This window comes from Salinispora vitiensis (assembly GCF_000378825.1).
Classification (GTDB): Bacteria; Actinomycetota; Actinomycetes; order Mycobacteriales; family Micromonosporaceae; genus Micromonospora; species Micromonospora vitiensis.
Genome location: NZ_KB900388.1, coordinates 4542481 through 4568607, shown reverse-complemented (window position 1 = coordinate 4568607; position 26127 = coordinate 4542481). Strand labels below are relative to the sequence as shown.

Here is a 26127-nt window from a genome sequence, read left to right as displayed (position 1 = left end):
CTACGGCCCGCAAACCCCTCCGTTTGGGTATCCGGTTCGGTGGGCCGGAGGCACCACCATACGAACCACAGTGCGACGATGGTCGGTGAGCCGCTTCCACTCAGGATGGCCGGTCCAAGGGCGTCGGGCCGATGATCCTCGGGCGGCCGCCGTCAGGACGCGGTGAGCAGTCGGATCTCGCAGCGGATACCGCTGGCCTTGGCGAGCCGACCATCACCAGTCACGAGTGGGCAGGCCATCAACTCCGCCGCCGCGACGTAAGCCGCGTCGTACGCCGTGACATTGCCGCGCATCTGCCACATCCGGTCGACCAGCATCGCGACGCCAACCTCGTCGATGACCAACGAAGGCAGGGCGTCGATCACTTCCTGAGCCCGGGCAAGGCCGAGCTTCCCACCGAGGACCTTGCCTCTGATCACGGACATGACCTCGACCAGAAGATGACTCGGCGCGGCCCAGTGCGGATCTCCGATCAGTTCCGCCCGCGCCGCGTCCCCGACCGGCCCATCATCGACCAGAGCGTCGGCCAGAACCGACGCATCCACGACGATCACGCGGCGCTTCCCCACGATCCGCGCTGCTCCCGCTGGTCGTTCAACTCTGCGGCGCTCTCCCCCGGCAGAGAGCGAGCACCGTCGGATCGGCCGGCGAAGCGATCAAGGGCCGCCGTGTTGCGCAGCCGTCGAGCCTGCGTCTCCACCAGTTCCAGCAGATATGACTGGAGTGACTGCCCGCGCGCCCTGGCCTGGGCTGCCAGGGCGTCTCGCACTTCTTCCGGCACGTCCCGAATCTGGAGAGCAACCATGCATTCATTATGCATGCAGCATCGCTCGCTCGCCGGGAAAGACTCGGACCCCTCGATCAACTGGTTCGCATGACGACTGTGGTACGGCCAAGAGCCGCAGGTCAGAGAAGTGTGTGGGCCGCCAGGGACTCGAACCCTGAACGTCGCAAGCCAGCTTGAGATCATCCGGAATCGGACGGATCTGGCCTCTGAGCAGGGCGGGAGCTGTTGACACCTCGCGGCGTTTTACAGCCGTTTTTGGGCTCGGTTGTGCCGGATCTATGCCTGATGATCATGAGGTGGACGACGGAGTAGCAGCGAGATCTGAGCCCTGATCGCTCTGGCCGCTTAGCGCTCCTTGACGAAGGTTCCCTTGCCGGGCACCACGTAGACCAGGCCCTCATCGACCAACACTCGAACGGTGTGCAGGATGGTGCCGCGGGCCAGTCCGTACTCCTGCTGGAGCCGGGCCACGCTCGGGATCGGCCGGTTGGGCGGGAGCTCTCCGCGCTCGATCCGCTCACGCAGGATCGCCGCCAACTGCTGGTAGACCGGCACCGGACCCTCAGGGTCGATCATGCTCCGACACTATGCCGGGGGAAACTACCCTGGTCAGGCTTGGTAGACCATGGACCACCATGTGCCACCGCCACAGTGGCGCAGTTGACCTCAACCGCACCACCGCCGGACTCGGCCCCTGGAGGGTTTACCTGGTGCACGACGGCCACCTCCTCCCTCCCAGGTGCCATGTTTTGACCTCAACCTTGACCAACGGCGTGCTCGGCTCCTGGAGGGTTTACCTGCTCCACGACGGACGCCGCCCTCTTGCCAGGTTTCTTGCTCGTGGCTCGCTGACGCGGCCCTCCGGGGCTGTACCGCGATGGTGCCTGCCCCGGCGTCGTAGGGTGACGCTTCCGGTCGACAGTGTCTGTTTATGGTGCGTCGAGCTGCATGTGTGCGTCTGGGCGGTTGTGGCGGCGGTTAGGTGGTGCGCCGCGTGCGCCGGGACGTGACCGGCCGCCAGGCCGCACGCGCGGCCCGGCGCTGACGAGGCGGCGGGCCGAAGGCCCGCCCTTGACCAAGTAAAGAAACTCTGAACACACACGCTTCAGTCGTGGTGTCCGGTCTCGGGACCTGCGTGACAGACCCGTATCAGGACCTGCATGACACTTCGCCGAGTGCAAGCGACCGTGTCTGTCCTGAATGGAGGAGGGCGAGGGCGCATGTGAATGCCGAGCAGGCTCTATCATCGGCCCGGTGACGATCAAGTCAGTTGAGGCCAAACCAAGGCGCTTTGCGTGGCTGAGCCCGTTCCTCGTCGTGTTGCTCGGTACGGTCGTAGTCGCGTTTCTGCTGGCCGCACCAATCCGTATCGGGCCCGGGGATCACGAGAAGTACGCGAGCTGCGGCAACGCCCTTGACATGGACTTGGGACCGTGGGAACCCCGCCCGACCCTGAGGGACGGGGAGTATCACTGGGACCACTTGGAGGAGATGAGGTACTACCATGTAAAGGCGTACCGCGCTTGCACCGGCCATCGCATCGACCGGATCGCACAAGCGGTCGGCGCGATTTCCGTGACCCTCCTGATCTCGGCCGTCTTCACGCTACGAGGCGAGCTACGACGGCGTTCGTTGAGCAAGCTAGGCCCTGATGACCTATAAAAGTGTCTAGCCTGACGCAGGATCAACATGATCGCCTAGCCGGACGTGTCACGCACGTCCCGAGAGTGATCTGTCACGCGGGTCCTGAGGCCCGATATCGCCGGCAGCCGGCTGGCATCTCCTCGGTGGGTGCGCGCCCGGTCGACTCAGCCGAGCGCCGAGACTCCCCTAGCTACCCGACCCGCGTTCAACTTCCTGCTTACCTCTGGCCAGTCCTCGGCGGTGACGCTGTAGTAGATCAAGTGCCGGATGTGGCCGTCTCGCAGAATGCGGTGGTTCCGAAAGGTTCCTTCCTCCGTTGCGCCGAGTCCCTTGACGTTCCTGGCAGGCCGTCACCCCGACCTTCTCTCAACTCGTAGAGGTCCTCCGGCTTGTCTAACCCCACACACGGAGTCGCCCGGCCAGACACGCCCCGCCGCGCCATACCATCGATGCCAACAACCAGATCACGACCAGTATCCGATCATGACCCGGTGTCAAACATCCTGCGACGCCGTTTCGTCAACCATCATGCGAGACCAGGCAACGCTTCAGTCGTGGTGTCCTGCGCCGGTTGAAGGAGTTACCCAACCGAAGAAAGTCGGAGTAGGACAACTAGCCCAACCGTCAAGCATGCGGTGGGCTGCAACCATACGGCTACGGCATAGCCTTGTAAATCTGACGGGCCACCTCCTCCGGTTCACTTTTTCCGGTGTCAACCGTGAGATTTGCGTTCGTCAGCGGCGGCGTTTCATCCCAGGCGCGTAGCCGAGCTTCGGTATCGCTTGGAGTGGGCCGCCAGGGACTCGAACCCTGAACCTAAGGATTGCCGGCGAGCCGGCCGGATCGGGCGCGGTGCGAGGTCATCCGGCCTGCTGGCGTGCGTCGTGGCCGAGTTCGGTTGCCACGGTTGCTGTACTTCGCTGCTGTACTGCTGGCGCGGTTCCTTCCGCTTCCCGGGTCCAGCCAAGGAACCTGCGGTGCAGGGCGCCGGCTGGCACCCACGTCAGGTCTTCGGCGGCCTGGACGAGATAGGAGCCGAGGTAGAGGGCGAGGGAGACTGGGCGTCGGCGAACTCGGCCCGCAGTTCCCGTCGACAGGTCGGGCAGGGCCAGGCGGCGTTGCAGCCGGCACAGTTCCAGATCGGCATGACGGGGCCGTGGGTGGTCACCGCACACCGCCGAGGAAGCGGGCCGTGATCGTCCGGGCCTGCCGGCTGGTCGCCCAGTCCACCTGCCAGCACGGGTACGGGGCCAGGCGCGACCACCAGGTGCGGCAGCCGACGCACATGCCGTCGAGCCCTCGGACGTGTACGGCCAGGATCGCGTGCTCCTGGTCGGCGTTCACTGCGTCTCCTCTCCGGGCCAGTGGCCGCGATTGATGGGGATGCGGTGCCGGGTATGGCAGGGCAGGTCGGCTCCGCAGCGGCAGATCCGCCGCCACTTCCGCCAGGACCAGACCGGCCGGTGCCGACGGGCGAGGGTGAGGGCGACGGCTACCAGGTACTCCTCATACGAGACGCGCTGCACCGGATCTCCCGTCGGGCATGGATCGACGGCACGGCGGCCGGGCCTGAGCTGGTCATCCGACCGCCGCACCTACCCTGTCACCGACGTAGGACTGTAGATACAATAAGATGTAGAACTGTTGGACACGTAGCGTCACTTTCGTGATCGACCCGAGTGCGGATCGTGCCGTGTTCCGGCAGCTCGCAGACCTGCTGCGAGACCGGATCACGTCTGGCGACCTCGCACCTGGGGCTTCACTGCCCAGCGAGCTGCGGATGGCTCAGGAGTACGGGCTGAGCCGCACGAGCGTCCGACAGGCGGTAGCGCTGCTCCGGTCGGAAGGGCTCGTGATCGTGGAACCGCCGCGCGGCACGTTCGTTCGCGCCGTCGAACCGACCGAGACGGTGACTCTCCTCAAGGGCGACACCGCCACCGCCCGGATGCCCACTCCTGTCGAGCGGCGCGAGCTGGAGATGGGCGAGGGCATTCCGGTCATCGTGATCTTCCGGGCCGACGGATCCCGCGAGCTGTACGCGGCCGATCGCATCCGCGTCGGTCGGTAGCAGCGGCTGATGACCCCTCGCTTGTAAGTTCTGGGCGCATCGTCCGGCGGGGTCCATCCACGTCTGCGACCTCGGGTGACCGTCCGCGCCCGGCTAAGGTCGGCTGTTCTCGTCCTAACCAGTTGCTGTCACCGTTGCTGTCGGCAGCTACTACCCCGACCAGGAGTCTGCGACGATACGACCGTGGCTGATCCTGCTGTGACGACTGCCATTACGACCATCGCGGTCGGCGTCCTTACCGGAGTAGCCGCCCTGACCGGGCAGTGGCTAACGCAACGGACGACGGTCCGCCAAGCAGAGGTAGCGCGCCGGGTGGCGTTGAGGATCGAGCGCAAGGATGCCTACCTGGAGTTCCTAGAGATCGTCCAAGAGGTATCCCACGTCATCGAGCAGCGACGCAGCGCCGACCCTTTCGACCACGGCCAAGCGATCATGCGGACTCACCGCATGTGGCTTTCTACAGAAGAAGATCGCCCTGCTTGCAGATCCAGACGTCGCTACTGCTGCCACCCACCTGGCCCGCAAGTTCAACGATGCCGTGTGGGACGGCCTCGCCGAGGGTACCGACCCGTGGGTGTACATGGACGATGCCGCGCTGCCCTTCCTCAACGCCACAAGAAACGACCTGCAACGGTATTGAATCTCGACCGCAGGTATCAGACGTTGAAGCGGAACTTAGACCGTCTCGCCCGCGACCTGGGGCGGCCCGGTCGACGTGCTGCTTACGCTCGCTCCTGGGCTCACGTCGTTGACGGCTGGTTGCCGACGTTTGACGCTGTCTTGTGCCCCATGTGTGCCCCGGAGGACTCCTTGACCCCCAGGCAACGATCACGGCTCGTTGACCGGCGTCGCCAGGGGCATTGAGGTGCAGGAACCTTCCGCGTGCGTCCGTGGTCGTCCGTCGCTGCTCGTACCCGTCGTCACTCGGTTAGTCACCCACCACGTGGCATCTGCGGCATCAGTGCCGCAGTAGTTTGCGAGTCATGGCGACTCAGGGCCCGCACTGAGTACTCGGACGGATGCTTGACGACGGAATCGGGGATGTACTGGCATCATGTTGCGACACATCATCGATAGTCGACGGGTGCTTGATCCGGCTCGCTGGGGGCGGACAGGCGTCGGCGCGCTGCTGGCCTGCCTCGTCGTGCTGCCTTCCGCTGGATGCGCCCCCTCGGGCCACCACAGCGCTCGGGATAGGGTCTTGGAGAGGGCCGAACAGGTCGCCCACGAAACCGAGCCCTGGGCGACCGACTCACTCAGTCTGAAGGGCTGGAAAAGCAACCGGTCCGTACTCAACCGGCTTGTCGCCGAAACCGAAGGCGAGCAGCTCACCTCCTCGGTCCACGATCCTAACGAGCGTGGGGTGGGCCTGCTGGCCACGGTAGAGGTAATGATGGTGGGCCGCGCCTCTGAGGGCTGGCTGGCCGACGACGACGAGGTGTACTACAACATTTGCGTGCGCTTCGACGTTCGCCGGGAGACCAGTGGGCCCCGCGAGATCACCCCCGTGCCCGTCGACTGCCCACAGGAAATTCCGGCCACCCGGGCACCTCAGTAACGTCGCGGCAATCGGTCCCGTGATGGCGAGGTTCTGGCCCGTTGGTGTTAGCTAGCTTGAAGCCATCGTGGTCGGGCCGCCGACCGGTCCGCCACGTCAAGACGGCCTTGACGCCTGCCGCGCAGACCGCCGCCCGGGACGCCGCCGGCCCGGCCTGGCAGCCGTCCGACCTGATCTTCACCACCCGCTACGGCCGGCCGGTCGAACCGCGCAACTTCAACCGCTTCTGGGACCGGCGCTGCGACACGGCAGGCGTCCGGCGGATCACCGTTCGGGATGCCAGGCGGACCTGTGCCTCGCTCCTGGCCGACCTGGACGTGCACCCCCGCGTGGCAATGCAGATCCTTCGGCACGCGCAGTTCGCGATCACCATGGAGATCTATACGGTGGTCTCCTCGGCGGCCACCCGCGACGCGCTCAAGCGGCTCGGCCAAGCGCTGGATCGGTGAAGAGCCCCTCATCGATCCGCTGTCGGCGTTCCGTCGGTCCTCCTGGTTAGGGTGCTGCCGTGGATCACGATGGTCGTACGTTGCCGACTCCGCTGTCCGAAGCTCATGAGGTCGGCTTCGACTACAGGGATGGGGCCGGCGTCGACTTCGAGCCGTACTCCCACTTCCTCGACTCGGGCGAGATTGCCGAGTGGTGGCGGGCGTGGACGGGAAATGGGGAGCTGGACGGGTCCGAGTTCCGGGTCTTCGGGCAAGACGGCACTGGTGGTCTTGCCGCCTTTTGGGTCGCGCGCCGTGGCGAGCCGATCGAGCAGCAGCCGATGGTGTTTCTCGGCTCGGAGGGCGAGATGGGCGTCGTGGCGCAGAACCTGTGGGACTACCTGTGGCTTCTCGCCGACGGCTTCGGTCCGTGGGAAGCGACGGCTTACCCCGATCACGAACATGAGCCGCGCACGGACATCCGCCTCGCGGAGATCGCCCAACGCTGGGCACCCTCGCACCGCAGGTCGGCGAATGAGGTCATCACCGCAGCGCGGGAAGAGTTCCCCAACTTCGAGGAGTTGATCGGCTCACTCTGCCGGTAGCTGGCGTGCGGCATGGGCAGCGGCTCGGCAGCGCGCTGGATCGGTGAGGCGGCTACTGCTGTACTTCGCTGCTGTACGAGCCGTGCTGACAAAGACAGCGACCCCACAAAGGGCTGCTGAGCTGGAACGGAGTGGGCCGCCAGGGACTCGAACCCTGAACCTAAGGATTAAAAGTCCTCAGCTCTACCATTGAGCTAACGGCCCGCTGGGGCACCAGGCTACCCGATTGCCGGCTCCGCTCAGGGGCCGCCCAGGTGGTACGGGTGTACGGCCTAGCTCCGGTTGCTAACGTTCGGTGCTCGACCTCGCGGACCCGAAGGATACCGATGGGCAAGAACAGTCGTGAGCGCCACAAGGCCAAGCGGAAGGCCGCCACGGCGGCTCAGCGCCGACGGGCCGCAGCGACTGGGCAGGACGACCCGCTGGGCAGGTACGGCGGGTCGAGCGTACCGACGCAGCGGCAACTCGCGGACCAGTTCATCAACGAGGCGATGGTTGCCCGGCAGCACGACGACGAAGCCGAGCTCGACGACTGCCTCCGCCTGCTGATCAACGGGCCCGGCGGCGCCGCCGGGCTCCAGGTTGTCAACCGGGCGCTGCTGACCTACCTGCTCCACGAGGTCGAGCAGGCCTGGCGGCGCGGTTGGCAGCCGGCCGAGCTGGTACGGGTGGCCCGCCGTGAACACGCCGCGCGGCACGGGCGGCTCATGATCGATGTTATTGCGGCGCAGATGCGCGGCTACGCCGCGGCGACCGTCGATCCACGATGGCAGTCGCAGTTGACGTCCCTCGACGCGACGGTGTGGTGGGAGCACGACGACCACTATCCGACTGTGTGGGGCGAGCGACAGGGCCTGGACCGCAGCGCGGTCATCGCCACCATGATCGACATGTGCTATCTGCTCGCGACGCTACCGCCGATCGAGCAGGTCGGGCCGATGCCGGGCACCGCCCAGCCCTCCAGGACGGCACCACCGGCCGACCTGGATCAGCGAATCCTCGACCGGGTTCGGGCCCTGCTGGCCAAGGCGGAGTCCACCGACTTCCCGGAGGAGGCGGAGGCGTTCACCGCCAAGGCCCAGGAACTGATGGCCCGGCACCGCATCGACCACGCCCTACTCATCGCCGCGACCGGTGAACGCGAGCAGCCGGTCACCCGCCGGGTGGGCATCGACAATCCGTACGAGGCGCCGAAGACCCTGCTGTTGCAGGTCGTTGCCGCGGCCAACAGCTGCCGTGCGGTGTGGAGCAAACGCTTCGGGTTCAGTAGTGTTGTCGGTTTCCCGGCCGACCTGGAGTCCACCGAGCTGCTGTTCACCTCGCTGCTGGTGCAGGCGACGCGAGCGATGACCCAGGCCAAGCCCAGCACCGACCGGTACGGGCGTAACACGACCCGTTCGTTCCGCCAGTCGTTCCTTACCGCGTACGCGTCGCGGATCGGCGAACGGCTCGAGGCCGCGACCGGCGGAGTGGACCAGGAGATGGCCGACTCGGCGCAGGCCGCCCACTTCCTCCCGGTCCTCGCCGCCCGCGACGACGCCGTACGCGATCTCTTCAACCAGCAGTTTCCCGAGTTGACCCAGCAGACAACGACCATCAACAACCGGGCCGGCTGGGCGTCCGGCCGGGCCGCGGCCGACCAGGCTTCGCTGCACGGGCGCGAGTCCGTCACGCACCGCTGACCAGCTACCACCTGGCGCCGCCGCCGCCGTCACCTCCCGCTACGAGCAGCCGGAGGCCCAGCTCGGCCGTGTCGAGGGCGACGAGGTCGCGGTTCCGCTCGGCCCACCGGCCGGACGACAGGTCTTCGTGGAGCGACCTGACTGCCCGCTCCTCCGCCTGCGCTCCCACTCTGGTCCAGACCGACGTCGCCCGGCGGACATGTTCGTCCAGGTACGCCTCGGGCTGGCGCCAGTAGGCCTCGAAGAAGCCGTCAGCGCAGTCCCATGGGACGAGCACCGGTTCGGCACGTCCGCCGATCGCACGGGTTAGGTCGGCGAGGGACGGCCAGCCCACCAGCAGATCCGCGAACTCGGGTAGGTAGTCGCGGGTGAGCCAGAACCGCTGCCCCCAGCCGGTGCCCTCAGCGTCATAGGTGAACACCACCACCCGGCGCGCAACCCGCCGCAACTCCCGCAGCCCGGCGACCGGGTCCCGCCAGTGATGCACGGTGCTGACCGCCATCGCGGCGTCGAAGGACTGGTCCTCGAAGGGCAGACTCTCCGCAGCGGCGGCCACGCACGGCGCGGCGCCCGGGGGACGCTGCGCGCGCATGACCGCCGACGGTTCTACCGCCGTGACCTCACGGTCGTACGGTTCGTAGGAGCCGGTGCCCGCCCCAACGTTCAGCACCGTACGGGCATCTCCCAGCGCGTCCCAGATCCGGGCGGCGATCCGTGGCTCGGTGCGCCGCGTCGCCGGGTAGGCGGACCCGATCTCGTCGTACAGCTGCGCGCCGAACACTCTCAGCTGCTCCGCTGGTGTCGTCCTGATTCCCATTGCCCGTGCCTCCAACTCCCGGTCGATGGCCGTCACCATGGCGGCGGCGCGGTCCCGCTGGTCCAGCAGCAACCCGCGCAGCCGACGCAGGTGCGCGACCGTGTCGGTGGTCGGATCGTTGACCAGGTCCGCGATCTCCCGCAGCCCGAAACCAAGCCGCCGGTACGCGAGCACCTCCCGCAGCCGCTCCACATCACCCGCCGAGTAGGCCCGGTGTCCCGCAACGGTTCGGGTGGACGGCCGCAGGAGGCCGATCTCGTCGTAGTGATGCAGCGTGCGGACGGTTACGCCGGCCAGCTCGGCCGCTTGCCCCACAGTCAGGTGATCCTCCACGGCGTTGACTATGTGACATGCCGCTACGTGAGGGGCAAGCAGAAATGCTGAGCCACCCACCGTGGGCTGTCCGGTACCAGCGCTAGCCGCCCGCCCCAGCCGGTCCCTACCTATCCTTTGGTCGAAGGGTGGCCTCGGAGCCAGGTTCCTTTCGGTCCCGATGCCCTCGTCAGCAGCCGCGACGGCCTGGGCTGCCACAGCGGGAGGGATCGATGATGCCGGGTGTTGAGGTCAATATTCTCGGCGGCGTCGAAGTGATCGGACCACGCGGCCGGACCGAGCTGGCGGGACGGCGACATCGTGCGTTGGTGGCCGCCCTGGCCCTGCGGCCCGGCGCGGTGCTGCCGCTGTGGCGGCTCGTCGAGGCGCTGTGGGGGGAGCGTCCACCACGAACCGCCGTCCGATCGCTGCACAGTCACGTGGCGCGGCTGCGCCTCGCGCTCGACGCGAGCGGGTTGGGCGGAATACTGCAGACCCGGGAGCCGGGCTACCTACTGGCCATCGACGCGACGGCGGTGGACGCGTACCGGTTCGAACAGCAGACCAGGGCGGCGCGGGACGGCGTGGCCGCCGGAATGGCCGGTTGGGCTGCCGACGTCCTGGCACAGGCCTTGGAGTTGTGGCGTGGCGAGGCACTGGCCGACGCCGATCCGGTCGGGTGGACAGCGGCCGAGGCGGCGCGCCTGGCGGACCTGCGGCTCGCCGCGCAGATGGACCGCTGCGAGGTACTGACCTGCCTCGGCAGGCCGGATGAGGCGCTCGGCGACATTGAGCGGCTGTTGGCCGCGGATCCGACCCGGGAACGGCTGGTGGGCCTGCGCATGCTCGCCCTGACGGCGTCCGGGCGGCCGACCGAGGCACTGAACGCCTACCAACGGCTACGCGTTCGGCTCGCGGAGGAACTCGGGGTAGATCCGTCGCCCGAGCTGGCAGACTTGCACACCGCGCTGCTACGCGGCGCCGCGCCGGGTGAGCTGCGGGCGCCGGGTACCGTTCTCGGCCGGAACTCCGTCGCGGCGACGGGCCGGAACCCGGTCGCGGCGAGGCCGCCCCGACCAGCGCAGCTGCCGGCACCGGTGGGGTACTTCACCGGCCGCGGCACCGAGCTTGGTGAGCTGAGCAGTGTCATCGAGACAGGGCACGATGACGTCCGACCCGTGGTGTTGATCAGCGGCCAAGGCGGGATCGGCAAGACGTCGCTCGCGGTGCAGTGGGCCGTCAGCGTCACCGATCGGTTTCCGGACGGTCAGCTCTTCGTCAATCTCCGTGGCCACGACCGAGCCGATGCGCTTGCCCCGGCTGAGGTGGTGGCAGTCCTGCTGAGGTGCCTCGGGGTACCGGATGACCGGCTTCCTACCGGGCTGGCCGAGCGGGTCGCCCTGTACCGCACGATCCTCGCCGACCAGCGCATGCTCGTCGTGCTTGATGATGTCGGTTCCACCGAGCAGGTGTTGCCGGTGATCCCGGGCAGCGCCGCGAGCCTGCTCGTGCTGACAAGCCGGAACAGCCTCGTCGCCCTGGTGACGCACACCCGGGTGCACACCATCCTCCCTGACCTGTTCAGCCAGGACGAGGCGACCGACCTGATGGCAAAGATGCTCGGCGCCGAGCGGGTAGGCCGAGAGCGCGACGCGGTGGCCGGGCTCACCGAGCTGTGTGGCCGGCTTCCGCTCGCCTTACGGATCGCGGCGGCAAAGCTGGCGATGCGCCCTACTGAGCCCATCGCGGTACTCGTCGAGGAGTTGTCCGACGGCGACCGGTTGGCCCACCTGTCCATCGAGAACGGCAGCCGCGACGTCAGCGTGGTGTTCGCGAGCGCGTACCGGTCGCTGTCGCTACCCGCGATGCGGCTGTTCCGGCTGCTCGGCTTGCATCCCGGGCCGCACCTCGGTGCACCACTGGCCGCTGCGCTCTGCGGCCTACCCGCCGACGTGCGGCGACCCGCGTTGGCCGAACTCATCGCGGCGCATCTGATTGCCGAGCCACAGCCCGGCCGGTACCAGTTCCACGATCTGGTCCGGCTCTTCGCGCGGCGGTGTGCGCTGACCGACGAGCCCGCGCGTGCGCGTGCCGAGGTGGCCGAGAAGTTGCTCGACTGGTATCTGGTCGGCGCCGAAGCGGCCACCCGGGTGCTCGACAGCCACCTTGACCGGGTGACGGCGGTGCTGCGTCATCCGGCTCCGGAGCTGCCCTTTCCCGCCGTGCGCGAGTACGCGATCGCGTTTCTGGAGTCCGAACGCGAGAACCTACTGCCGATCGTGCGGTACGCGGAGGAGCACGACCAGCCTGCTGCGGCATGCCAGCTGACCTACCTGCTGACCAGCTACTTCGACGTGCGGGGCGACTGGTCCGAACGGGTGGAGATGTGCCAACACGGAGTCCGGGCCGCCCGTCAGCTCGGCGATCCGGTCCTCGAGGCCGAGATGCATCGCGTACTCGGCGTGGCCTACCGTACGACCCACCAGCTCGACCGGGCACTCGACAGCCACAACGAGGCGTTGGCGCTGTTGCGGCCGCTCGGGGACGAGGCTGGCTTGGCGTACGTCTACAACAACATCGGCGGGGCTTTCGTCGAAATGCGCCGGTTCACCGCCGCGATCGAGGCGTACGAGACCGCACTGCGGCTGCACGACCGCTGCGGCAACCAGGCCGGCGCGGCGACCGCCCAGCGCAACCTCGGGTACGTCCACGTCCGGATGGGCCGTGCCGATCTCAGCTTCGCCCCACTGCACGCGGCTTTGGCCACCAGCCGATCCGTCGGTCTGCACCGGCTCGAGGCGAGCACGTTGAACAGCCTCGGCGAGGCGCACCTGCAGCAGCTGCGGCACGATCCGGCGCTCGACTGCCTCCACGAAGCCCTCGCCGTGAGCCGCAAGGCCGGCGATCGCCGCTACCAGATGGTCGCGTTGGGTGACCTCGGGCGCACCTACCTGGCTCGCGGCGACCCGGCGTCCGCGGTGGGCCATCTCGATCGGGCACTGCAGATGAGCCGGAGACTGGGTCATCGGCACATCGAGGCCCGCACTCTCAACCAGCTTGGCGAGGCACAGCTACGTCTGGCGAACCTCGACGAGGCCCGCCGATGCCTGACGGCGAGCGCCAGCCTTCGGCGGACCGTGCCAGACCGGTACGAGCAGGCGTGCGTGCACCGTAACCTCGGCGACCTCGCGGAGCTGACCGGCAGCCGAGGTGACGCCCAGCGCCACTGGTCAACGGCGGTGCGCCTTTACCGCGAGGCGAACGCGACCGAGGAGGCGGAGCAGCTCGCCGGCAAGCTGACCGGCGAAACGCCGCTCAGCTCACCCGCCGCCGTGCCCGCCGCGCCGCCAACCGACATCAGCGCCGTCCACGTTTGCCCACGACCAGGTCAGTCGTCGTCGACGATGCCCATGGCTACCTGATCCTCAGTGATCTTTCCGTTTGAGGGTGCGTGGAGGTAAACGTAGAAGTACTCGTCCCGCTCCGCCGCCTGGTCGTCGTGGACTGGAATGTTCAGCTCCGCCGCTGACGTCCCCGCCGGTACGGTGAGCACCCCGTTGGAGATGCCGGTGTAGTCCGATCCGGCCGTCGCACCACCATCTTGGGTGACGAAGTGGATGGTCAGGTCGACCGGGGCCGGTTCGGATGTGATCACGCTCAGCCGGCAGGCTACACACGATTCCAGGCAGTGCGGCTTGCCAAGGGGCGTGATCGTGACGTCGTCGTTGTGAATCGTGCCCAGGCCGACCGGGTCGGCAAGTACCAGCCCGACCGGGTTGAACAGTTCTAGCGTGAACACCTCGTCCGGCTCGATTGCGTAGTCACCTACAAGGTCCACGACGACCGTGCGGTTGGTGGTGTCACCCGGCGCCCAGGACAATTCACCAGATACCGGCGTGTAGTCGAGTCCGGGCTCAGCCATTGGCGTCGCGCCGCCCGGGTCAGCCCCCGTCGCATACTGAACGGTTCCCCCCGCACAGCCCGCGGATGTCACCGTGAACGTCATCGTCTCGGCGAAGAACCCACCCTCGAACTGGGTGGCGTCGCTGACGCCAATGCTGCGCGGCGCACAGATGTCGTCCGCGACAGCTGGACCAACCGGAGTGGCGGTCACCGCCAGCACCAGTATTGCGCTGGCAGTAACCAGCCGTCTCATGCCCTTCATAAAGTCCACCTCCCTGGCACCCGATCGGCGCTGACCGAACGGGTCGTCTCCAGGATTAGCCGCTGCCTGTTGTGGCGCGGTTGTGGTCCCGTCTCGCCTCCGCGAGGCGCCGCCGCCGGGAAGGACAGGCCGCCGCACAACAGCGCCACAACCTCCGCACAACAGCGGTGCCGTTGGTTGGGCACATCGAGAGCCGGGCCCGGAACGGAACAGCAAGAAACGGAATGGCACGGCACGGCACACGTGCCAGGAAAGGAGAACTCATGCGCAGGCGACAAACGAGAGTGCGTGCGATCACCGCGATGCTGGGGCTTCTCGGTGCGACGTTCGCGTCCCTGGCGGTGGCTCCCAGCGCCGCACAGGCACGGTGCGACGGCGTGGGCACCGGCATCACCAGCACCCTGAACATCGGCACCGCCGTCGCCGTCCGCGAGACCCCGGTCGCCGGCACCTGCAACGACAACAACTACTACCAGGGCTCCTTCAGGAGCAGCTATGCCGGCTGGCGGGCATCCGTCTGGTTCGAGCGAGACGGGTGGCAGAGCCGCTTCGGCCCATACGGTACGGCCGTTCAGTACTACTCCTACTCCGACACCAGCACCCCGCTTCCAGGAGTCACCGCCATGCACTTCTGTCTGGACAACGGAGTGACCTGGTACTGCGGCTGGGGAAACAACTACACCATCGCCGCCGGCGTCACCCACAACTTCACCGGAATCAATCACGGCTTCTGATCTCAACCCAGGGCTCCCGGGACGCCGCTGACCGGCGTTCCGGGGGCCGGCGCGCGTCTGGTCGCTCCTCGCCCGTGACGGGACGGGACGACAGCCGAAAACGAGTGTCGATGGAGGCCATAGCTGAGGGCGACGTGGGGGCTGACTCGGAGTGGCCACTTTGGGTAGGGTCGGCGCGAGTAGCCGTGGTCGGTGAGCTGGGGGCGTGCGTTGGAGTCGGTGGCGTCAGCGTTCGGTCGGGCGGTGGCGGCGCACCGGGATGCCGTCTCTCACATTGAGGCCGCTCGGGCCCGGTTACGCGACCACACTGCGAAAGCTGGCGTCTCGGCGCAGGCCCGCGAGGAAGCGCAACGTCTCACCGCCCGGATGCAGCGGCTCGCCGAGGGGCTGACGCCCGGTTGGCTGGGTTGCCGACTGGACGGTTCGGCCGCGGATCTTCCCACCGGCGTGGACGCGGCGCTGGGGCGTCCAATGCCGGTACGGCTGGGCGACACGACACCGGTGGCGGGAAGCGGGTTCAGTGTCGTGGCGCCGTTCGTGGGCGCCGGTCACCTCTCGGTCGACAGTGACGCCCGTGATCCGGCGGTGGCGCGCTGGCTGCGCGGCGTACTGCTGCGGGTGTTGGCGGCGTTGCCGGACGGCGTGCTTCAGGTCGCGGCGGTGGATGGGGCGACCCTCGGGACCGTCTTCGGGCCGTTCCGCGAGATGGTGGAGGCGGAGGCGTGGCCGCGTCCGGCGATCGACCTGCCGGGGTTCCAGCAGGTGCTGGCCGAGGCGGAGGAGCGGATTGAGCGCGCCCAGGGCGGCGAGTCGGACCCTTCGGTGCTGCTGGTGTGTGTGGCGGCGATGCCGGAGGGCGCCGGGCGTAGGGAGTGGTCCCGGTTGTCGGCGATCGCGCACGCGGGCCCGGCGGCCGGGGTGTTCCTGCTGCTCGCCGGCTACCCGCCCCCGCAGCATCCGGGCGGGCTGAACGCGGCGCCGCGCCTGGAGGGCACCACCGCGTTGACGGCGTCCAGCGGTGGGGTGTTCGCGGTTTCCGACCCGCCGGGGCAGCACCGGTTCAGCTCGGACGACTCGGGGTTGGCGGTCCCGGTACGGCTGGACGCCGGCCCGCCGGACACGCTGGTGGAGGCGGTCTGCCGCCGGTTGGCGAAGTCGGCTCGGGTGCAGACGGCGACGGACTTCACGATGCTGATGCCGGAGCAGATCTGGCAGCAGTCGTCGATCGACGGCCTGCGGACGGTGGTGGGCCGGGAGGGGCGTACCGAGTGTGTGCTGGCGTTGGACGACGCGACGCCGCACTGGTTGGTGGGGGGTCGCACCGGGTCGGGGAAGACGGTGTTTCTCCTCGACGTGCTCTACGGCCTGGCTTCGCGCTACTCGCCGGACGAGTTGTCGCTCTACCTGCTGGACTTCAAGGAAGGCGTGTCGTTCGCGGAGTTCACGCCGACGGTAGTGGACCCGTCGTGGATTCCGCACGCCCACACGGTCGGCATCGAGTCCGACCGAGAGTACGGGTTGGCGGTGCTGCGGACGCTGTCGCGGGAGATGACCCGCCGGGCGACCGAGCTGAAGCGGGCCGGCGTGACGAAGCTGGCCGATCTGCGGACCGGTCGACCGGATGTGGCGATGCCCCGGCTGCTGGCGGTGATCGACGAGTTCCATGTGCTCTTCGAGGGCAACGACGCGGTGGCCCAGCAGGCGGTGGCGCTCCTTGAGGAGTTGGCGCGCAAGGGCCGCTCGTACGGCGTCCACCTGATCCTGGCGTCGCAGACGATCTCCGGGGTGGAGGCGCTCTTCACCAAGACAGACTCCATTTTTGGGCAGTTTCCGCTGCGGGTCGCCCTCGCCGGTGGCGGTGGTGTCCTCGACCAGCTCAACGACGGTGCGGACAATCTGCCCCTCGGCGGAGCGGTGATCAACTCGGCGGCCGGGATTCCGGGGGCGAACCGGGTCATCCGCTTCCCGAACGCCGACGCGGGATCGGTGGCCACCCAGCGGCACCTGCTGTGGAGTGCCCGCCGCCCGGGTGGCGCCCCGCCGACGGTCTTCGCCGGCTACGCCGAGCAACATCCCGACGAGGATCCCACCTTCGTCGCCCTGACCCCCGACGTACGGCGGCGGCGAGCCCTGGTCGGCCGGACCGTGGCCGTCGGCCTGCCCACCGCGGGCTTCACCCTCGACGCGACCCCGGGCAGCCACCTGGCGGTCCTGGGTACCTCCCCGGTCGGAGCCGACGTGCTCTACGCGGCCACGGCCAGTCTGGCCCGCCAGTACGCGCCCGGCACCGCCCGGTTCCTCATCGCGCCGCTGGTCGCCGCCGCCGACGATGCCTCCGACGCCACCGTGGAGGCGGTCGCCGCCGCCGGGCACCCGTACGAGACGCTCAGCGCGGCCCAGCTTCGGGCGCGGCTCGCGGAGTTCGCCCAGCCGACCGTTTCCGACGATGGGCCGACCACCCACCTGGTGATCTTCGGTGCGGATGTCGCCAGCAGCCTGCTGACCACCAGCGACCCCACCACCTACCGCTCGGGGCACGACGAGCTGCGGGATGTGTTGGCCAACGGGCCCACCCACGGTGTCCACCTGCTCGGCTGGTGGCGCTCGGTGAGCCGGTACAGCAGCGACCTCGGGCCCACCGGGGGCAACGAGGTCGCCTGCCTCGTCGCCCTCAACCTGCCCGGCAACGAGGTCAGCTCCCTACTCGGCGACTACGCCTCGGAGTGGCAGTCCCGCCCTAACCGCGCGCTGCTGATCGACCGGCACGACAACCGCCGCGCCCTCATCGTCCCCTACGTGCGCCCCGGCACCCTAGACCAGATCGATGAGTACGCATGACTGAGCAACCGGACACTCCGCTGCCCCGCGACGGTGGCTGGGCCGCCTACACGGATCACGCCCGCCGCCTGTCCGCCCTGCTGAAGGAGGAACGCTCCCGGGGCGAGCAGCAGGCCGCCGCGAGCCGCGACGGGCAGGCCGCGGTGGATCAGCTCACCCACCGGGTGGCGGCGCAACGGCAGCACCTGCACCACCTCGCCGCCACCCTGCGCCTGCCCGCCCCGCAGTTCGGCCAGATCGCGCCCGGCCCCATCCCGGACCCGGGCGAGGCGCTGCGGCGGGCGACAACCGCCGCGAACGCCGCCGACGCCGCCGCCGAGAACGCCCACCGGCGAGCAGCCCAGCCGCCGTTGTTGCCGGGGTTCACCCCGCTGGCCCGCAATGCCCTCGTCTACTCCATCGCGGCGATAGTCGGCACCTTCGCATCGCTGCTGATGTTTGCCCTCAGCCCGGACAAGGACCTCGGTCGCATCCCATTGCACCTGGTGCCCTGGTCCCTGTGTGGGCTGCCCGCGCTCGCCTTCTTCGCCGGTTATCTCACCATCAGCCTCGTCGGGCAGCCCCGCCTCGGGGGTGGCGGTACCCGGTCCAGGAAGGTCGGCGGAGTGATCTGTTTTGTCGGCATGCCGATCTTGTGGTTCATCTTCATCGCCGCGACCCGCGGCTGACACCAGGCGCACCTGCGACCGACGGCAGGGCGTTGGACCCCACAACCCAGGGAGGAAAGTCAATGGCCACCATCGGAGACATCAAGGCGGGCCTGGCCCACGGCAAGACCGAAGCGGACAAGGCCCTCGCCCAGCTCGCGGGCGTCAACGCCCAGGTCGACAAGGCCATCGCCGTACTCCAGGCCCTCGCGGCCGGCACCCAGCAGCCCGCCGTCATGGGCGCCATCGGCAAGCTCACCGCCGCCAAGCAGAAGTTCGGTGAGGGCGCCGGCCTGATCCAGGCCGCCGTCGCGCAGACCGAGAAGTACAACGCCGTCCTCTGACACCGAGCTCGACGAACACCGAAACTCCCTCGAGGGAGGCGTAGACGACCTCCGGCAGCCCGAGGACTTCGTCGGAAAGCACCTCGTGGGGGTCGCGAACCGGTGGCTGACCACTGCCAGCCACCGGCATCGCCCCGGCCAGTTGGACGATCAACAGGGTGGCTTTACCGGCTGGCCTCCTCAGCCAGGGCGCGCTCCGGGTCATCGACTCGACTGGTCGAATGAGGATAGACGCTGGTTGCGTCGACGGTTGGGTCTGTCGCCTCGCTCGTCAGGAGACGGCTCGGGTTTTCGCTCACCATCGGCGGGCTGCTGCGGAAGGCAGACGCCGATTACGCGGACGCACTCGGTGAGGCTTCCGCCGGCCTGGGCGAGGAGCCACGCTCCGGCGCGGAGCTTGATCCCCCGGGCGCAGTTTCCCAGAGCACGGTTGACCAGGGGGTTAATGACCCCCACCGTCAGGGAGCGAAATTCGGCTCGGACCTTCTCAGGGTCGTGGATGACAGCCTTGGCCATTTCCTGCTGTTGTTGGACGGAGATATGCAGGCATCTCAACACAGCAGCGACGTTGGGCAGGCTCACGTTGTTACCTCCGGGCGCGTTCGGACACGGGATCTGGTCGGGCTTGGGAGCTGGTCGGTGCGTTGGTCACCACCCGCTCGTCCATCGGGTTCAGCCCGGGTGGGGGGCGTGACCTGCGGCTGCCGCAGTCGGGGCAGTTCAGTGCCGAGCCGTACCGTCGACACCAGCGTGACTTGACCTTGAAAGGAACAGCCCGGCGGCGAACCCGAGCACTGCTACCGCGGCCAGGACAAGGGACGGAACCACTGCGTTGCCTCCCTGACTCGGCCTCCCGCAGGATGCAGCTCGCTTCGGGTGACGGGCTGCGTTCCGCCGAGAGGCGTCCGAGGCCGATCCGACGACGGGCCCCTGGGAGCGCGAACCCATCGCCGATTACGCGGCTTCCATCGACCGCCTCAGCCTGAGATGCTGATGCATATATTGCCTACGTAGCAGCAGGAATGCAAGGGTTGCTTCCGCATTCAGGTCACCTACAGAGCACGGGTGGACATTGCATGCGCATCACAGGCACACTCTGAGCTACGACAGGAGTGAAGGGACATGGAGTTGTCAGCTCGACGACAGCCACCCACCGTGCGTCTCCGGCGGCTCGCGGCAGAACTACGCCGACTCCGCACCGAAGCTGACCTCACTCGCGAAGAGGTCAGCGAACAGACCAGCATCAACCCCGCCACCCTCTACCGCATCGAGACGGCCCGGGTCCGCCCGCAACGGCGCACCCTGATGGCGATGCTCGACACGTACGGCATCACCGATGAAGACCAGCGCGGCGAACTCATCGCCCTGTCCCAGCAGGCCACCCAACTGGGCTGGCTCCAGACGTACGAGTCGGAGCTGCCCGAGCTGTACACCACCTACATCAGCTTCGAGACTGAAGCCCGCTCGGTCCACAACTACGAGTCCCTGTTCGTACCGGGCCTGCTCCAGACCCAGGACTACGCCCGCGCGGTCATCAAAGCCGGCCTGCCACTGGCGACCGAAGAGGACATCCACGCCCGGATTGAGGCACGGATCCGGCGCCAGGAGTCGCTACGCAAGAAGGACTCGATCCGGCTCTGGACGATCGTCGATGAAGCGGTGCTACACCGTCAGGTAGGTAGCGCCAAGGTCACCGCCGAACAACTGGAGGTGTTGGCGGAGGCGGCAACCCAGCCGCACATCACCCTCCAGGTCATCCCATTCGACAGCGGTGCGCATGCCGGCATGCCGGGGTCATTCGTGATCATGGACTTTCCCAACCCAGCCGATCCCGCCCTGGTGTACATCGACAGCATGGCCGGCGACCTGTTCCTTGAACACGAAGCCGATGTTCGTCGCTTCACCACGACCTTCGAGCATCTGCAAGCCACAGCACTCGACCCAACCAGCTCAATCAAGGCGATCGAGGCCCAGATTCACAAGATCAAAGAGAAAGGTGGTGCGGGGTGATCCGCCGCTACCTCAACAACGCAACCTGGAAGAAGAGCAGCCGTTCCAGCGCCAATGGTCAGTGTGTCGAAGTCGCTGCGCTCGATGCTGCGGTGGCGTGCCGGGACAGTAAGGACCCGAAGGGTCCGGCCCTCGTCTTCGGCCGTTCCGCCTGGACGAACTTCCTGGCAGAGACGAAAGCTGGTTTCCCGCAGCGGTGAATGGTGTCGCACCGGCCATGCCCTGGTGCGCTATCACCCTGCGACTCGCGCGGCCCAGCGGTAACCGGGTCACGTCCTTGCTCTCGCCGAATGCCGATCCTACGCTCGCCAGACGGCGGCTGGCCGTCGACCTCCTCCGTCTACCTCCTTTTCAGGTAGTTACCGGAAGCCGGCTGCTGTGGCGCGCATTAGGCGAAGGTTCTGAGTGAATCTTCGAGGGGTTCGTATTCGCGACAGGGAGTGGCCACGTGTGGAGCTGGAACCATCTTGCGCCAGGTTGGCTCATTTTCCTCATATTCTTGGCAGTATTCTGCCTTGTTGGCGTGCTGGGCATCTGGCTCCTGCGAGGCCGAGCCAAGCGCTTGTCCGGTGCTGAACCGAAGTGGTTGGACCTCATCACCCACACGACCTCGGTCACCGGCACCCTCTACGCGCTCCTGCTCGTCCTGACCGCCCTGACCGTGTACGGGACGTACTCGCAGGCTGGCGCGGCGGTCGCAACGGAGGCGGCGGACCTGAAGGCGCTACACAACGTGGTGTCCGAGTACCCGGAGCCCACCCGAGGCGAGCTGCAGGGCCTGTTGAACGAGTACGTCGACTACATGGTCAACGATGCGTGGCCGACCTACCAACGCGGCGACGAGGTGGACGGAGACCGCGAACTCGAGGAGCGGATCTGGCGCACCCTGCTGGATTTCAACCCGAGTTCTGACAAGGAGCAGGAGTTGAGTGACCTCGCCCAGTCGGAGTTCGAGGGTTGGAGCAAATCCCGCCAGATCCGAAGCACCTTCAGCACCGCCGCTCTCCCCCCGACGCTCTGGTTCACGCTCCTGGTCGGCGGTGTGTTCATCATCTTCCTGTCCTGCCTCATCCCGACCCGGACCCGGCACGCCTCCCTGGTGTTGGTCTCCGCGACCGCGGCCATGATTTCCCTGCTGATATTCGTTGTCGAGCGGGTGGACGACCCCTTCCGAGGGTCGATGAGCGTTTCTTCCGATCCTTATGCACGGGTCGCCAAGACTTTCGACTGATTCCGATGAGGTCGCTGTGGCGCTATCCCAGAGGCGGCGCCGCAGTCGCGCACCGATAGCTCGTCCTGAGCGGCGGACCCGGGCGGTGGCGGGACCCTGCCATAGTTTCGATATGGCCTCACCGGACGTCCGCGTGCTGACAGATCCCCGACGAGGAGCCTGGGGTACGAACGGCCCACGGCCAGTCGTGACCTACGTGTGGCCGGCAGCCGCAGCGGCGACCGGTGGCGCCGTCCTGCTCTCGCACGGAACCGGCGGTTGCGCACTCGACCTGTCTTGGCTGGCCGAGCCACTGGCCTCGGCTGGCCTGCGGGTGATCGGCGTCGACCATCACGGCAACAGCCATCGTGGTGGCTACCATGCCGAAGCCTTCGCGAGGTGGTGGGACCGTCCCCTGGACCTTTCGGTGGTGCTGGACCACTTCGCCGACGGTGGTCCCGTTGGCGTCGCCGGCTTCTCGCTCGGCGGCTACACCGCTGCCGCGGTGCTTGGCGCACGAATCGACGGCGACAAGTTCGGCGCTATCGCCACCAGACGAGTGACGGTGCCGCCACCGCCGGAGTACCCGACGCTGGTCGACGAATTGACCGACCGGGTCAGTACCGATGACATCGCCGAGTGGATCGCCGAATCCGGCGAGGACTACGTCACGGCGTGACGTCGTCCGTGGCATCCACTTCCGCCGCACCCCGCCCGGGTCGGCGAAGTACACCTGCTGCGTCCGGGGCCGTGCCCTCGACATCGTGGTCGACCTGCGCGTGGGATCGCCCACGTTCGGACGCTGGGACAGCGTGATCATCGATCCGCAGACGTTCCGCTCGATGTACCTGCCGGTCGGTGTCGGCCACGGGTTCGTGGCGCTGGAGGACGACACGGTCGTGTCCTACCTGCTCTCCCAGCCGTACTCGCCGACCGAGGAACTCGCGGCCAACGTCGGTGATCCCTCGCTCGGCCTTCCGCTGCCCGAGGGGTACGAGGCACTGCTGTCCGAACGCGACCGTGCCGCTCCGGACCTGGCGCAGCTCCGGGCCGCCGGCCTGCTGCCCGACTACCGGGTGTGCCGGGAGATCGAGGTGGGCTCCGTCGGCCCGGGGGCGCGTTGACGATGTCCCGGTCCGGCCTCCGGGTCGTTCAGTGCAGCGAACGCCAGTACTGCCGTGCCTTCTGGTCGCGCACGACGTAGCCCTTCTTCACCAGTTCCGCGCGCAGGTCGTCGGCATCCTCGGTGTCGTTCTCGCGCAACGCCTTCTCCCGGGCCACGAAGATCGTGTCGACCGCGCCGGGCAGGTCCGGTGTGCCGGGCACCCAGCGCTGGAAGGCGTCGGCGTACGGATCGTCCTTCTGCCACGGATACTCGTGCTGCCGGAAGGCCTGCTCGATCCGGTCGCGCTTGGCGTCCACCTCGTCGCGGACGATCTCCCGCGAGGCGTTGTCGATGACCACGAGACGCTTGCCGTCGAGGAACACCGCGCTCACCGCCGGCCGCGCGACCTGCCGCGACGTGCCGCTCTTCTCGATGGTCACCGCGTCGGAGGCAACCGTCACCCGCAGGGCGTCGCGGACCGTCACGACGGCGAGCGCGACACCGATGCCGAGCCCCGCGACCAGACCGATCAACGCACCCCATCGGAGGTCCAACGACGCGACGATCTTGAGCGGACCCTGGAACGGGGCCCACGGCAGATCGGCGGCCCACCTGGCGATCCAGGGCAGTCCCAGCCCGAGGGCCATGCACACGACCGGCGCGAGGATGAAGAGCGAAACCAGGTCGCCGGTGGTCGGGCCGAGCATCACCGGCTGGTGTCCGGGTGTGTCGTTCGTGCCACCGGTCCGACTACTCATCGACAAAATACTCCGTTCGTGAGACCTGCGCTGGCTCATCACCTTAACGAGAGAGCCAGCCCGGGTATCCGCCCGAGGTGGAACCGGCCGTCACGGACACCCGATCTCGCCGATGGACTCGGCACCGGCCAACCGGTAGAACGTGCGTGACGTGTGCCGCTCGGGAGGGAGCAGATCGTGCGGGTGCTGTGCGTGACGGGTCCATACAGGACCCACTTCCTGCTGATGGCCCCGCTGGCCTGGGCACTGCGGGCGGCCGGCCACGAGGTGCGGGTGGCGAGCCATCCGGAGTTCGCCGAGGAGGTGGCGCGGTCCGGGCTGACCGCCGTGCCGGCGGGCCGGACGGTCGTCTTCGGGTCGGCGGCGGACGGCCAGGATCACCCCGGCGCCCAGGCGGAACCCGACTACGTGGCGAACCTGCCGGACCCGCCTCGTACCGTCGCCTGGGACGACCTGCGCGACGGCATGGAATACATGGTCCGGCAGTACTACCGGGTGGTCAACTTCTCCCTCTTCCGCGATCTCGTCGGGTATGCCCGGTCCTGGCAACCGCAGCTGGTGCTCTGGGAGGCGTCGGTCCATGCCGGTGGGATCGCCGCGAAGGCGTGCGGCGCGGCGCACGTGCGGATGCTCGTCGGGTACGAGGACTTCGGGGTGTCCCGGGTGCAGTACCTGCGGCGCATGATGGAGCAGGAGCCGGCCGACCGTGCCGACCCGATGGGCGACTGGCTCGCCGGCTACGCGCGGATGCACGGTGTGCCGCACACGGAGGACCTGGCGACCGGGGACCTGACCGTCGACCAGTTCCCGGCGTCGCTGAGCCTGGATTCCGAGCTGCCCCGGCTGCCGATGCGGTTCGCGCCCTTCGGAGGCGGCTCCGAGCTGCCCCGGTGGTTGCGCGCCGCTCCCGAGCGGCCACGGGTGGCGATCACGATGGGTTTCAGCGACGAGTCGCTCGACGGGCTGGCCGTCGGGTCACAGGGTGTCTTCGACGCGCTCGCCGACCTCGACGTCGAGGTCGTCGCCACGATGCCCGACCGGGACCGCGCACGGCGCATCCGGGTGCCCGCCAACATGCGGCTGGTCAGTCGGGAGTGTGGCGTTTTCCGTGTTTGGCCGTTGGGTGTGATCGAGGTTGTTAGATGGTGATCCGGTCGCCGTAGGCGAGGATCAGGGCGTTGAGGGCCTTGGCCCAACCGTAGACCCGGCCGGTGATACTGCCGCCGCCCTTACGTTTCTGCTGGACGACGAGATAGAGCACCTTCATCGCGGCCTGCTCGGTCGGGAAGTGCCCCCGCCGGCGGGCGGCCTGCCGGAACCGGGCGTTCAGGCTCTCGATGATGTTGGTGGTGTAGAGGACCTTGCGGACCTCGTGGTCGTAGTCCAAGAACGGCACGAACTGCGGCCAGGAGGTGCGCCAGAGCCGGATCACGGCCGGGTAGCGGTCGCCGAACTCGACGGCGAACGCCTCGAACCGGGCCTCAGCGGCCGCGACGGTCGGGGCGGTGTAGATCTCCCGCAACGCCGGGGTGATCTTCTGCCAGTCCTTTCGATTCGTGTACCGCAGTGACGCCCGTACGAGGTGCACGACGCATTGCTGGTGCACCGCCTGCGGCCAGACCTGCTCAATGGCGTCGGTCATGCCCTTGAGGCCGTCGGAGCAGACCATGAACACGTCGGCGACACCCCGGTTACGTAGCTCGGTGAGGTAGCCGGCCCACTGCTTGGCGCCCTCACCGCCGGTGCCGGCCCACATACCCAGAACGTCGCGTTCCCCGTCGAGGCTGATTCCGACCACGACGTAGACGGGCCGGTTCGCGACCTGCCCCTGGCGAATCTTCATCACGAGGGCGTCGATGAACACCACCGGATAGACCCGGTCCAGGGGCCGTTGCCGCCACGCTTCCATCTCCTCCAGCACGCTGTCGGTGACCCGGCTGATCAACTCCCGGGACACGTCGGCGTCATACACATCCGCCAGATGCGCGGAGATCTCCCCGGTCGTCAGGCCTTTGGCATACAGCGACAGGATCGCCTCGTTGAACCCGTCCAACCTGCGGACGTGCTTCGGGACGATCCGCGGGGCGAACGACCCCGCCCGGTCCCGAGGGACCTGGATCCGTACCGGCCCGACCTCGGTCCGCACCGTCTTCGCCCCATGCCCGTTACGCACGTTGGCCCGCCGGCCCGACGCCTCGTCGACGCCGACCTCGTCGAGGTGGGCATCCAGTTCGGCGTCGAGCGCTGATTCAAGGACGGTGCGGGTGATCCCCGCGAGGAGCCCACCCGGACCGACCAACGACACTCCATCGGCCTTGGCCCGCTCAACCAGCTGCTGCGCGAACTCCACCTCCGCCGCCGACGGCTGCGGAAGCTGAACAACGCTCTTCTTGTCTGCCATGACGTGGTCCTTCC

The 26127-nt window shown here is 67.9% G+C and carries 23 protein-coding genes, 1 tRNA gene and 3 pseudogenes; 18 read left to right on the top strand and 9 right to left on the bottom strand.

Annotation, left to right across the window (positions count from 1 at the left end):
- Positions 1-152: 152 nt before the first annotated feature.
- From SALPAC2_RS0121680 to SALPAC2_RS0121670, 3 genes are all read right to left on the bottom strand, one after another.
- Positions 153-569, bottom strand: a complete 417-nt coding sequence (locus SALPAC2_RS0121680; protein ID WP_026185007.1) for a type II toxin-antitoxin system VapC family toxin — start codon at positions 567-569, stop codon at positions 153-155.
- The gene (locus SALPAC2_RS0121675) at positions 551-805 is read right to left on the bottom strand and encodes a FitA-like ribbon-helix-helix domain-containing protein (RefSeq protein ID WP_026185006.1); all 255 of its coding nucleotides are present in this window, start codon (positions 803-805) and stop codon (positions 551-553) included. Before SALPAC2_RS0121675 ends, SALPAC2_RS0121680 begins: the two co-directional genes overlap by 19 nt.
- A 327-nt stretch (positions 806-1132) precedes the next feature.
- Positions 1133-1363, bottom strand: coding sequence for a GntR family transcriptional regulator (locus SALPAC2_RS0121670; protein WP_018218719.1), 231 nt, complete (start codon positions 1361-1363; stop codon positions 1133-1135).
- Positions 1364-2041: 678 nt separating this feature from the next.
- On the opposite strand from SALPAC2_RS0121670, the gene SALPAC2_RS0121665 reads away from it, so the two are divergent.
- Both SALPAC2_RS0121665 and SALPAC2_RS28590 read left to right on the top strand, forming a co-directional pair.
- A complete protein-coding gene (locus SALPAC2_RS0121665) occupies positions 2042-2449 on the top strand; it encodes a hypothetical protein (RefSeq protein WP_018218718.1) in 408 nt (135 codons plus the stop codon).
- Between the two features lie 959 nt (positions 2450-3408).
- The gene (locus SALPAC2_RS28590; protein WP_027657320.1) at positions 3409-3627 is read left to right on the top strand and encodes a hypothetical protein; all 219 of its coding nucleotides are present in this window, start codon (positions 3409-3411) and stop codon (positions 3625-3627) included.
- Here SALPAC2_RS28590 and SALPAC2_RS28395 read toward each other — a convergent pair.
- Positions 3596-3931 (bottom strand): annotated as a pseudogene (locus SALPAC2_RS28395) (hypothetical protein); the annotation flags it as partial. The gene SALPAC2_RS28590 and the pseudogene SALPAC2_RS28395 sit on opposite strands and share 32 nt — an antisense overlap.
- 166 nt (positions 3932-4097) lie before the next feature.
- Here SALPAC2_RS28395 and SALPAC2_RS0121650 point away from each other — a divergent pair.
- From SALPAC2_RS0121650 to SALPAC2_RS0121630, 4 genes and pseudogenes are all read left to right on the top strand, one after another.
- Complete coding sequence (locus SALPAC2_RS0121650; RefSeq protein ID WP_018218715.1) at positions 4098-4499, top strand: GntR family transcriptional regulator; 402 nt, start codon at positions 4098-4100, stop codon at positions 4497-4499.
- A gap of 1201 nt (positions 4500-5700) precedes the next feature.
- A complete protein-coding gene (locus SALPAC2_RS0121640) occupies positions 5701-6057 on the top strand; it encodes a hypothetical protein (RefSeq protein ID WP_018218713.1) in 357 nt (118 codons plus the stop codon).
- Between the two features lie 125 nt (positions 6058-6182).
- Positions 6183-6506: pseudogene (locus tag SALPAC2_RS0121635) on the top strand (tyrosine-type recombinase/integrase); the annotation flags it as partial.
- A gap of 59 nt (positions 6507-6565) precedes the next feature.
- Complete coding sequence (locus SALPAC2_RS0121630) at positions 6566-7090, top strand: hypothetical protein (RefSeq protein WP_018218711.1); 525 nt, start codon at positions 6566-6568, stop codon at positions 7088-7090.
- 132 nt (positions 7091-7222) lie between these two features.
- Here SALPAC2_RS0121630 and SALPAC2_RS0121625 read toward each other — a convergent pair.
- Positions 7223-7294: transfer RNA gene (locus SALPAC2_RS0121625), tRNA-Lys, on the bottom strand.
- Positions 7295-7416: 122 nt separating this feature from the next.
- On the opposite strand from SALPAC2_RS0121625, the gene SALPAC2_RS0121620 reads away from it, so the two are divergent.
- Positions 7417-8772, top strand: a complete 1356-nt coding sequence (locus SALPAC2_RS0121620) for a DUF2786 domain-containing protein (RefSeq protein WP_018218710.1) — start codon at positions 7417-7419, stop codon at positions 8770-8772.
- 4 nt (positions 8773-8776) lie between these two features.
- On the opposite strand, the gene SALPAC2_RS0121615 is transcribed toward SALPAC2_RS0121620, so the two are convergent.
- Positions 8777-9922, bottom strand: a complete 1146-nt coding sequence (locus SALPAC2_RS0121615) for a MerR family transcriptional regulator (RefSeq protein WP_026185004.1) — start codon at positions 9920-9922, stop codon at positions 8777-8779.
- A 215-nt stretch (positions 9923-10137) separates the two neighbouring features.
- Here SALPAC2_RS0121615 and SALPAC2_RS0121610 point away from each other — a divergent pair, with 215 nt between their 5' ends.
- On the top strand, positions 10138-13323 hold the full coding sequence (locus tag SALPAC2_RS0121610) for an AfsR/SARP family transcriptional regulator (RefSeq protein WP_026185003.1): 3186 nt from the start codon (positions 10138-10140) through the stop codon (positions 13321-13323).
- Here SALPAC2_RS0121610 and SALPAC2_RS0121605 read toward each other — a convergent pair.
- Positions 13290-14057, bottom strand: a complete 768-nt coding sequence (locus SALPAC2_RS0121605) for a Calx-beta domain-containing protein (RefSeq protein WP_026185002.1) — start codon at positions 14055-14057, stop codon at positions 13290-13292. The two genes, SALPAC2_RS0121610 and SALPAC2_RS0121605, sit on opposite strands and share 34 nt — an antisense overlap.
- A gap of 272 nt (positions 14058-14329) precedes the next feature.
- Here SALPAC2_RS0121605 and SALPAC2_RS0121600 point away from each other — a divergent pair, with 272 nt between their 5' ends.
- The 9 genes and pseudogenes from SALPAC2_RS0121600 (at position 14330) to SALPAC2_RS25250 (ending at position 22973) form a co-directional block, all read left to right on the top strand.
- Complete coding sequence (locus SALPAC2_RS0121600; protein ID WP_026185001.1) at positions 14330-14800, top strand: hypothetical protein; 471 nt, start codon at positions 14330-14332, stop codon at positions 14798-14800.
- A gap of 366 nt (positions 14801-15166) precedes the next feature.
- Positions 15167-17638: an FtsK/SpoIIIE domain-containing protein gene (locus SALPAC2_RS0121595; protein ID WP_026185000.1), complete on the top strand. Its 2472-nt coding sequence runs from the start codon at positions 15167-15169 to the stop codon at positions 17636-17638.
- A complete protein-coding gene (locus tag SALPAC2_RS0121590; RefSeq protein ID WP_018218704.1) occupies positions 17635-18306 on the top strand; it encodes a hypothetical protein in 672 nt (223 codons plus the stop codon). The genes SALPAC2_RS0121595 and SALPAC2_RS0121590 overlap by 4 nt, the downstream gene beginning before the upstream one ends.
- Before the next feature lie 62 nt (positions 18307-18368).
- The gene (locus tag SALPAC2_RS0121585) at positions 18369-18629 is read left to right on the top strand and encodes a hypothetical protein (RefSeq protein ID WP_018218703.1); all 261 of its coding nucleotides are present in this window, start codon (positions 18369-18371) and stop codon (positions 18627-18629) included.
- Between the two features lie 1122 nt (positions 18630-19751).
- Positions 19752-20639 carry a helix-turn-helix domain-containing protein gene (locus SALPAC2_RS0121580; RefSeq protein WP_026184999.1) on the top strand — a complete coding sequence of 296 codons (888 nt, stop codon included), beginning with the start codon at positions 19752-19754 and terminating at the stop codon, positions 20637-20639.
- On the top strand, positions 20636-20839 hold the full coding sequence (locus tag SALPAC2_RS0121575; RefSeq protein WP_018218701.1) for a DUF397 domain-containing protein: 204 nt from the start codon (positions 20636-20638) through the stop codon (positions 20837-20839). Before SALPAC2_RS0121580 ends, SALPAC2_RS0121575 begins: the two co-directional genes overlap by 4 nt.
- Before the next feature lie 248 nt (positions 20840-21087).
- The gene (locus SALPAC2_RS0121570) at positions 21088-21870 is read left to right on the top strand and encodes a bestrophin-like domain (protein WP_026184998.1); all 783 of its coding nucleotides are present in this window, start codon (positions 21088-21090) and stop codon (positions 21868-21870) included.
- Positions 21871-22057: 187 nt separating this feature from the next.
- Positions 22058-22516, top strand: a pseudogene (locus SALPAC2_RS25495) (alpha/beta hydrolase family protein); the annotation flags it as partial.
- Positions 22476-22973: a dTDP-4-dehydrorhamnose 3,5-epimerase family protein gene (locus SALPAC2_RS25250; RefSeq protein WP_080636973.1), complete on the top strand. Its 498-nt coding sequence runs from the start codon at positions 22476-22478 to the stop codon at positions 22971-22973. The pseudogene SALPAC2_RS25495 and the gene SALPAC2_RS25250, both read left to right, overlap by 41 nt.
- A 28-nt stretch (positions 22974-23001) precedes the next feature.
- On the opposite strand, the gene SALPAC2_RS0121555 is transcribed toward SALPAC2_RS25250, so the two are convergent.
- On the bottom strand, positions 23002-23712 hold the full coding sequence (locus tag SALPAC2_RS0121555; protein ID WP_018218697.1) for a YqeB family protein: 711 nt from the start codon (positions 23710-23712) through the stop codon (positions 23002-23004).
- Positions 23713-23904: 192 nt separating this feature from the next.
- Here SALPAC2_RS0121555 and SALPAC2_RS25245 point away from each other — a divergent pair, with 192 nt between their 5' ends.
- Complete coding sequence (locus SALPAC2_RS25245) at positions 23905-24861, top strand: glycosyltransferase family protein (RefSeq protein WP_162561382.1); 957 nt, start codon at positions 23905-23907, stop codon at positions 24859-24861.
- On the opposite strand, the gene SALPAC2_RS0121545 is transcribed toward SALPAC2_RS25245, so the two are convergent.
- Positions 24851-26113, bottom strand: a complete 1263-nt coding sequence (locus SALPAC2_RS0121545; protein ID WP_018215093.1) for an IS256 family transposase — start codon at positions 26111-26113, stop codon at positions 24851-24853. The genes SALPAC2_RS25245 and SALPAC2_RS0121545 overlap by 11 nt on opposite strands.
- Between the last annotated feature and the right edge of the window lie 14 nt (positions 26114-26127).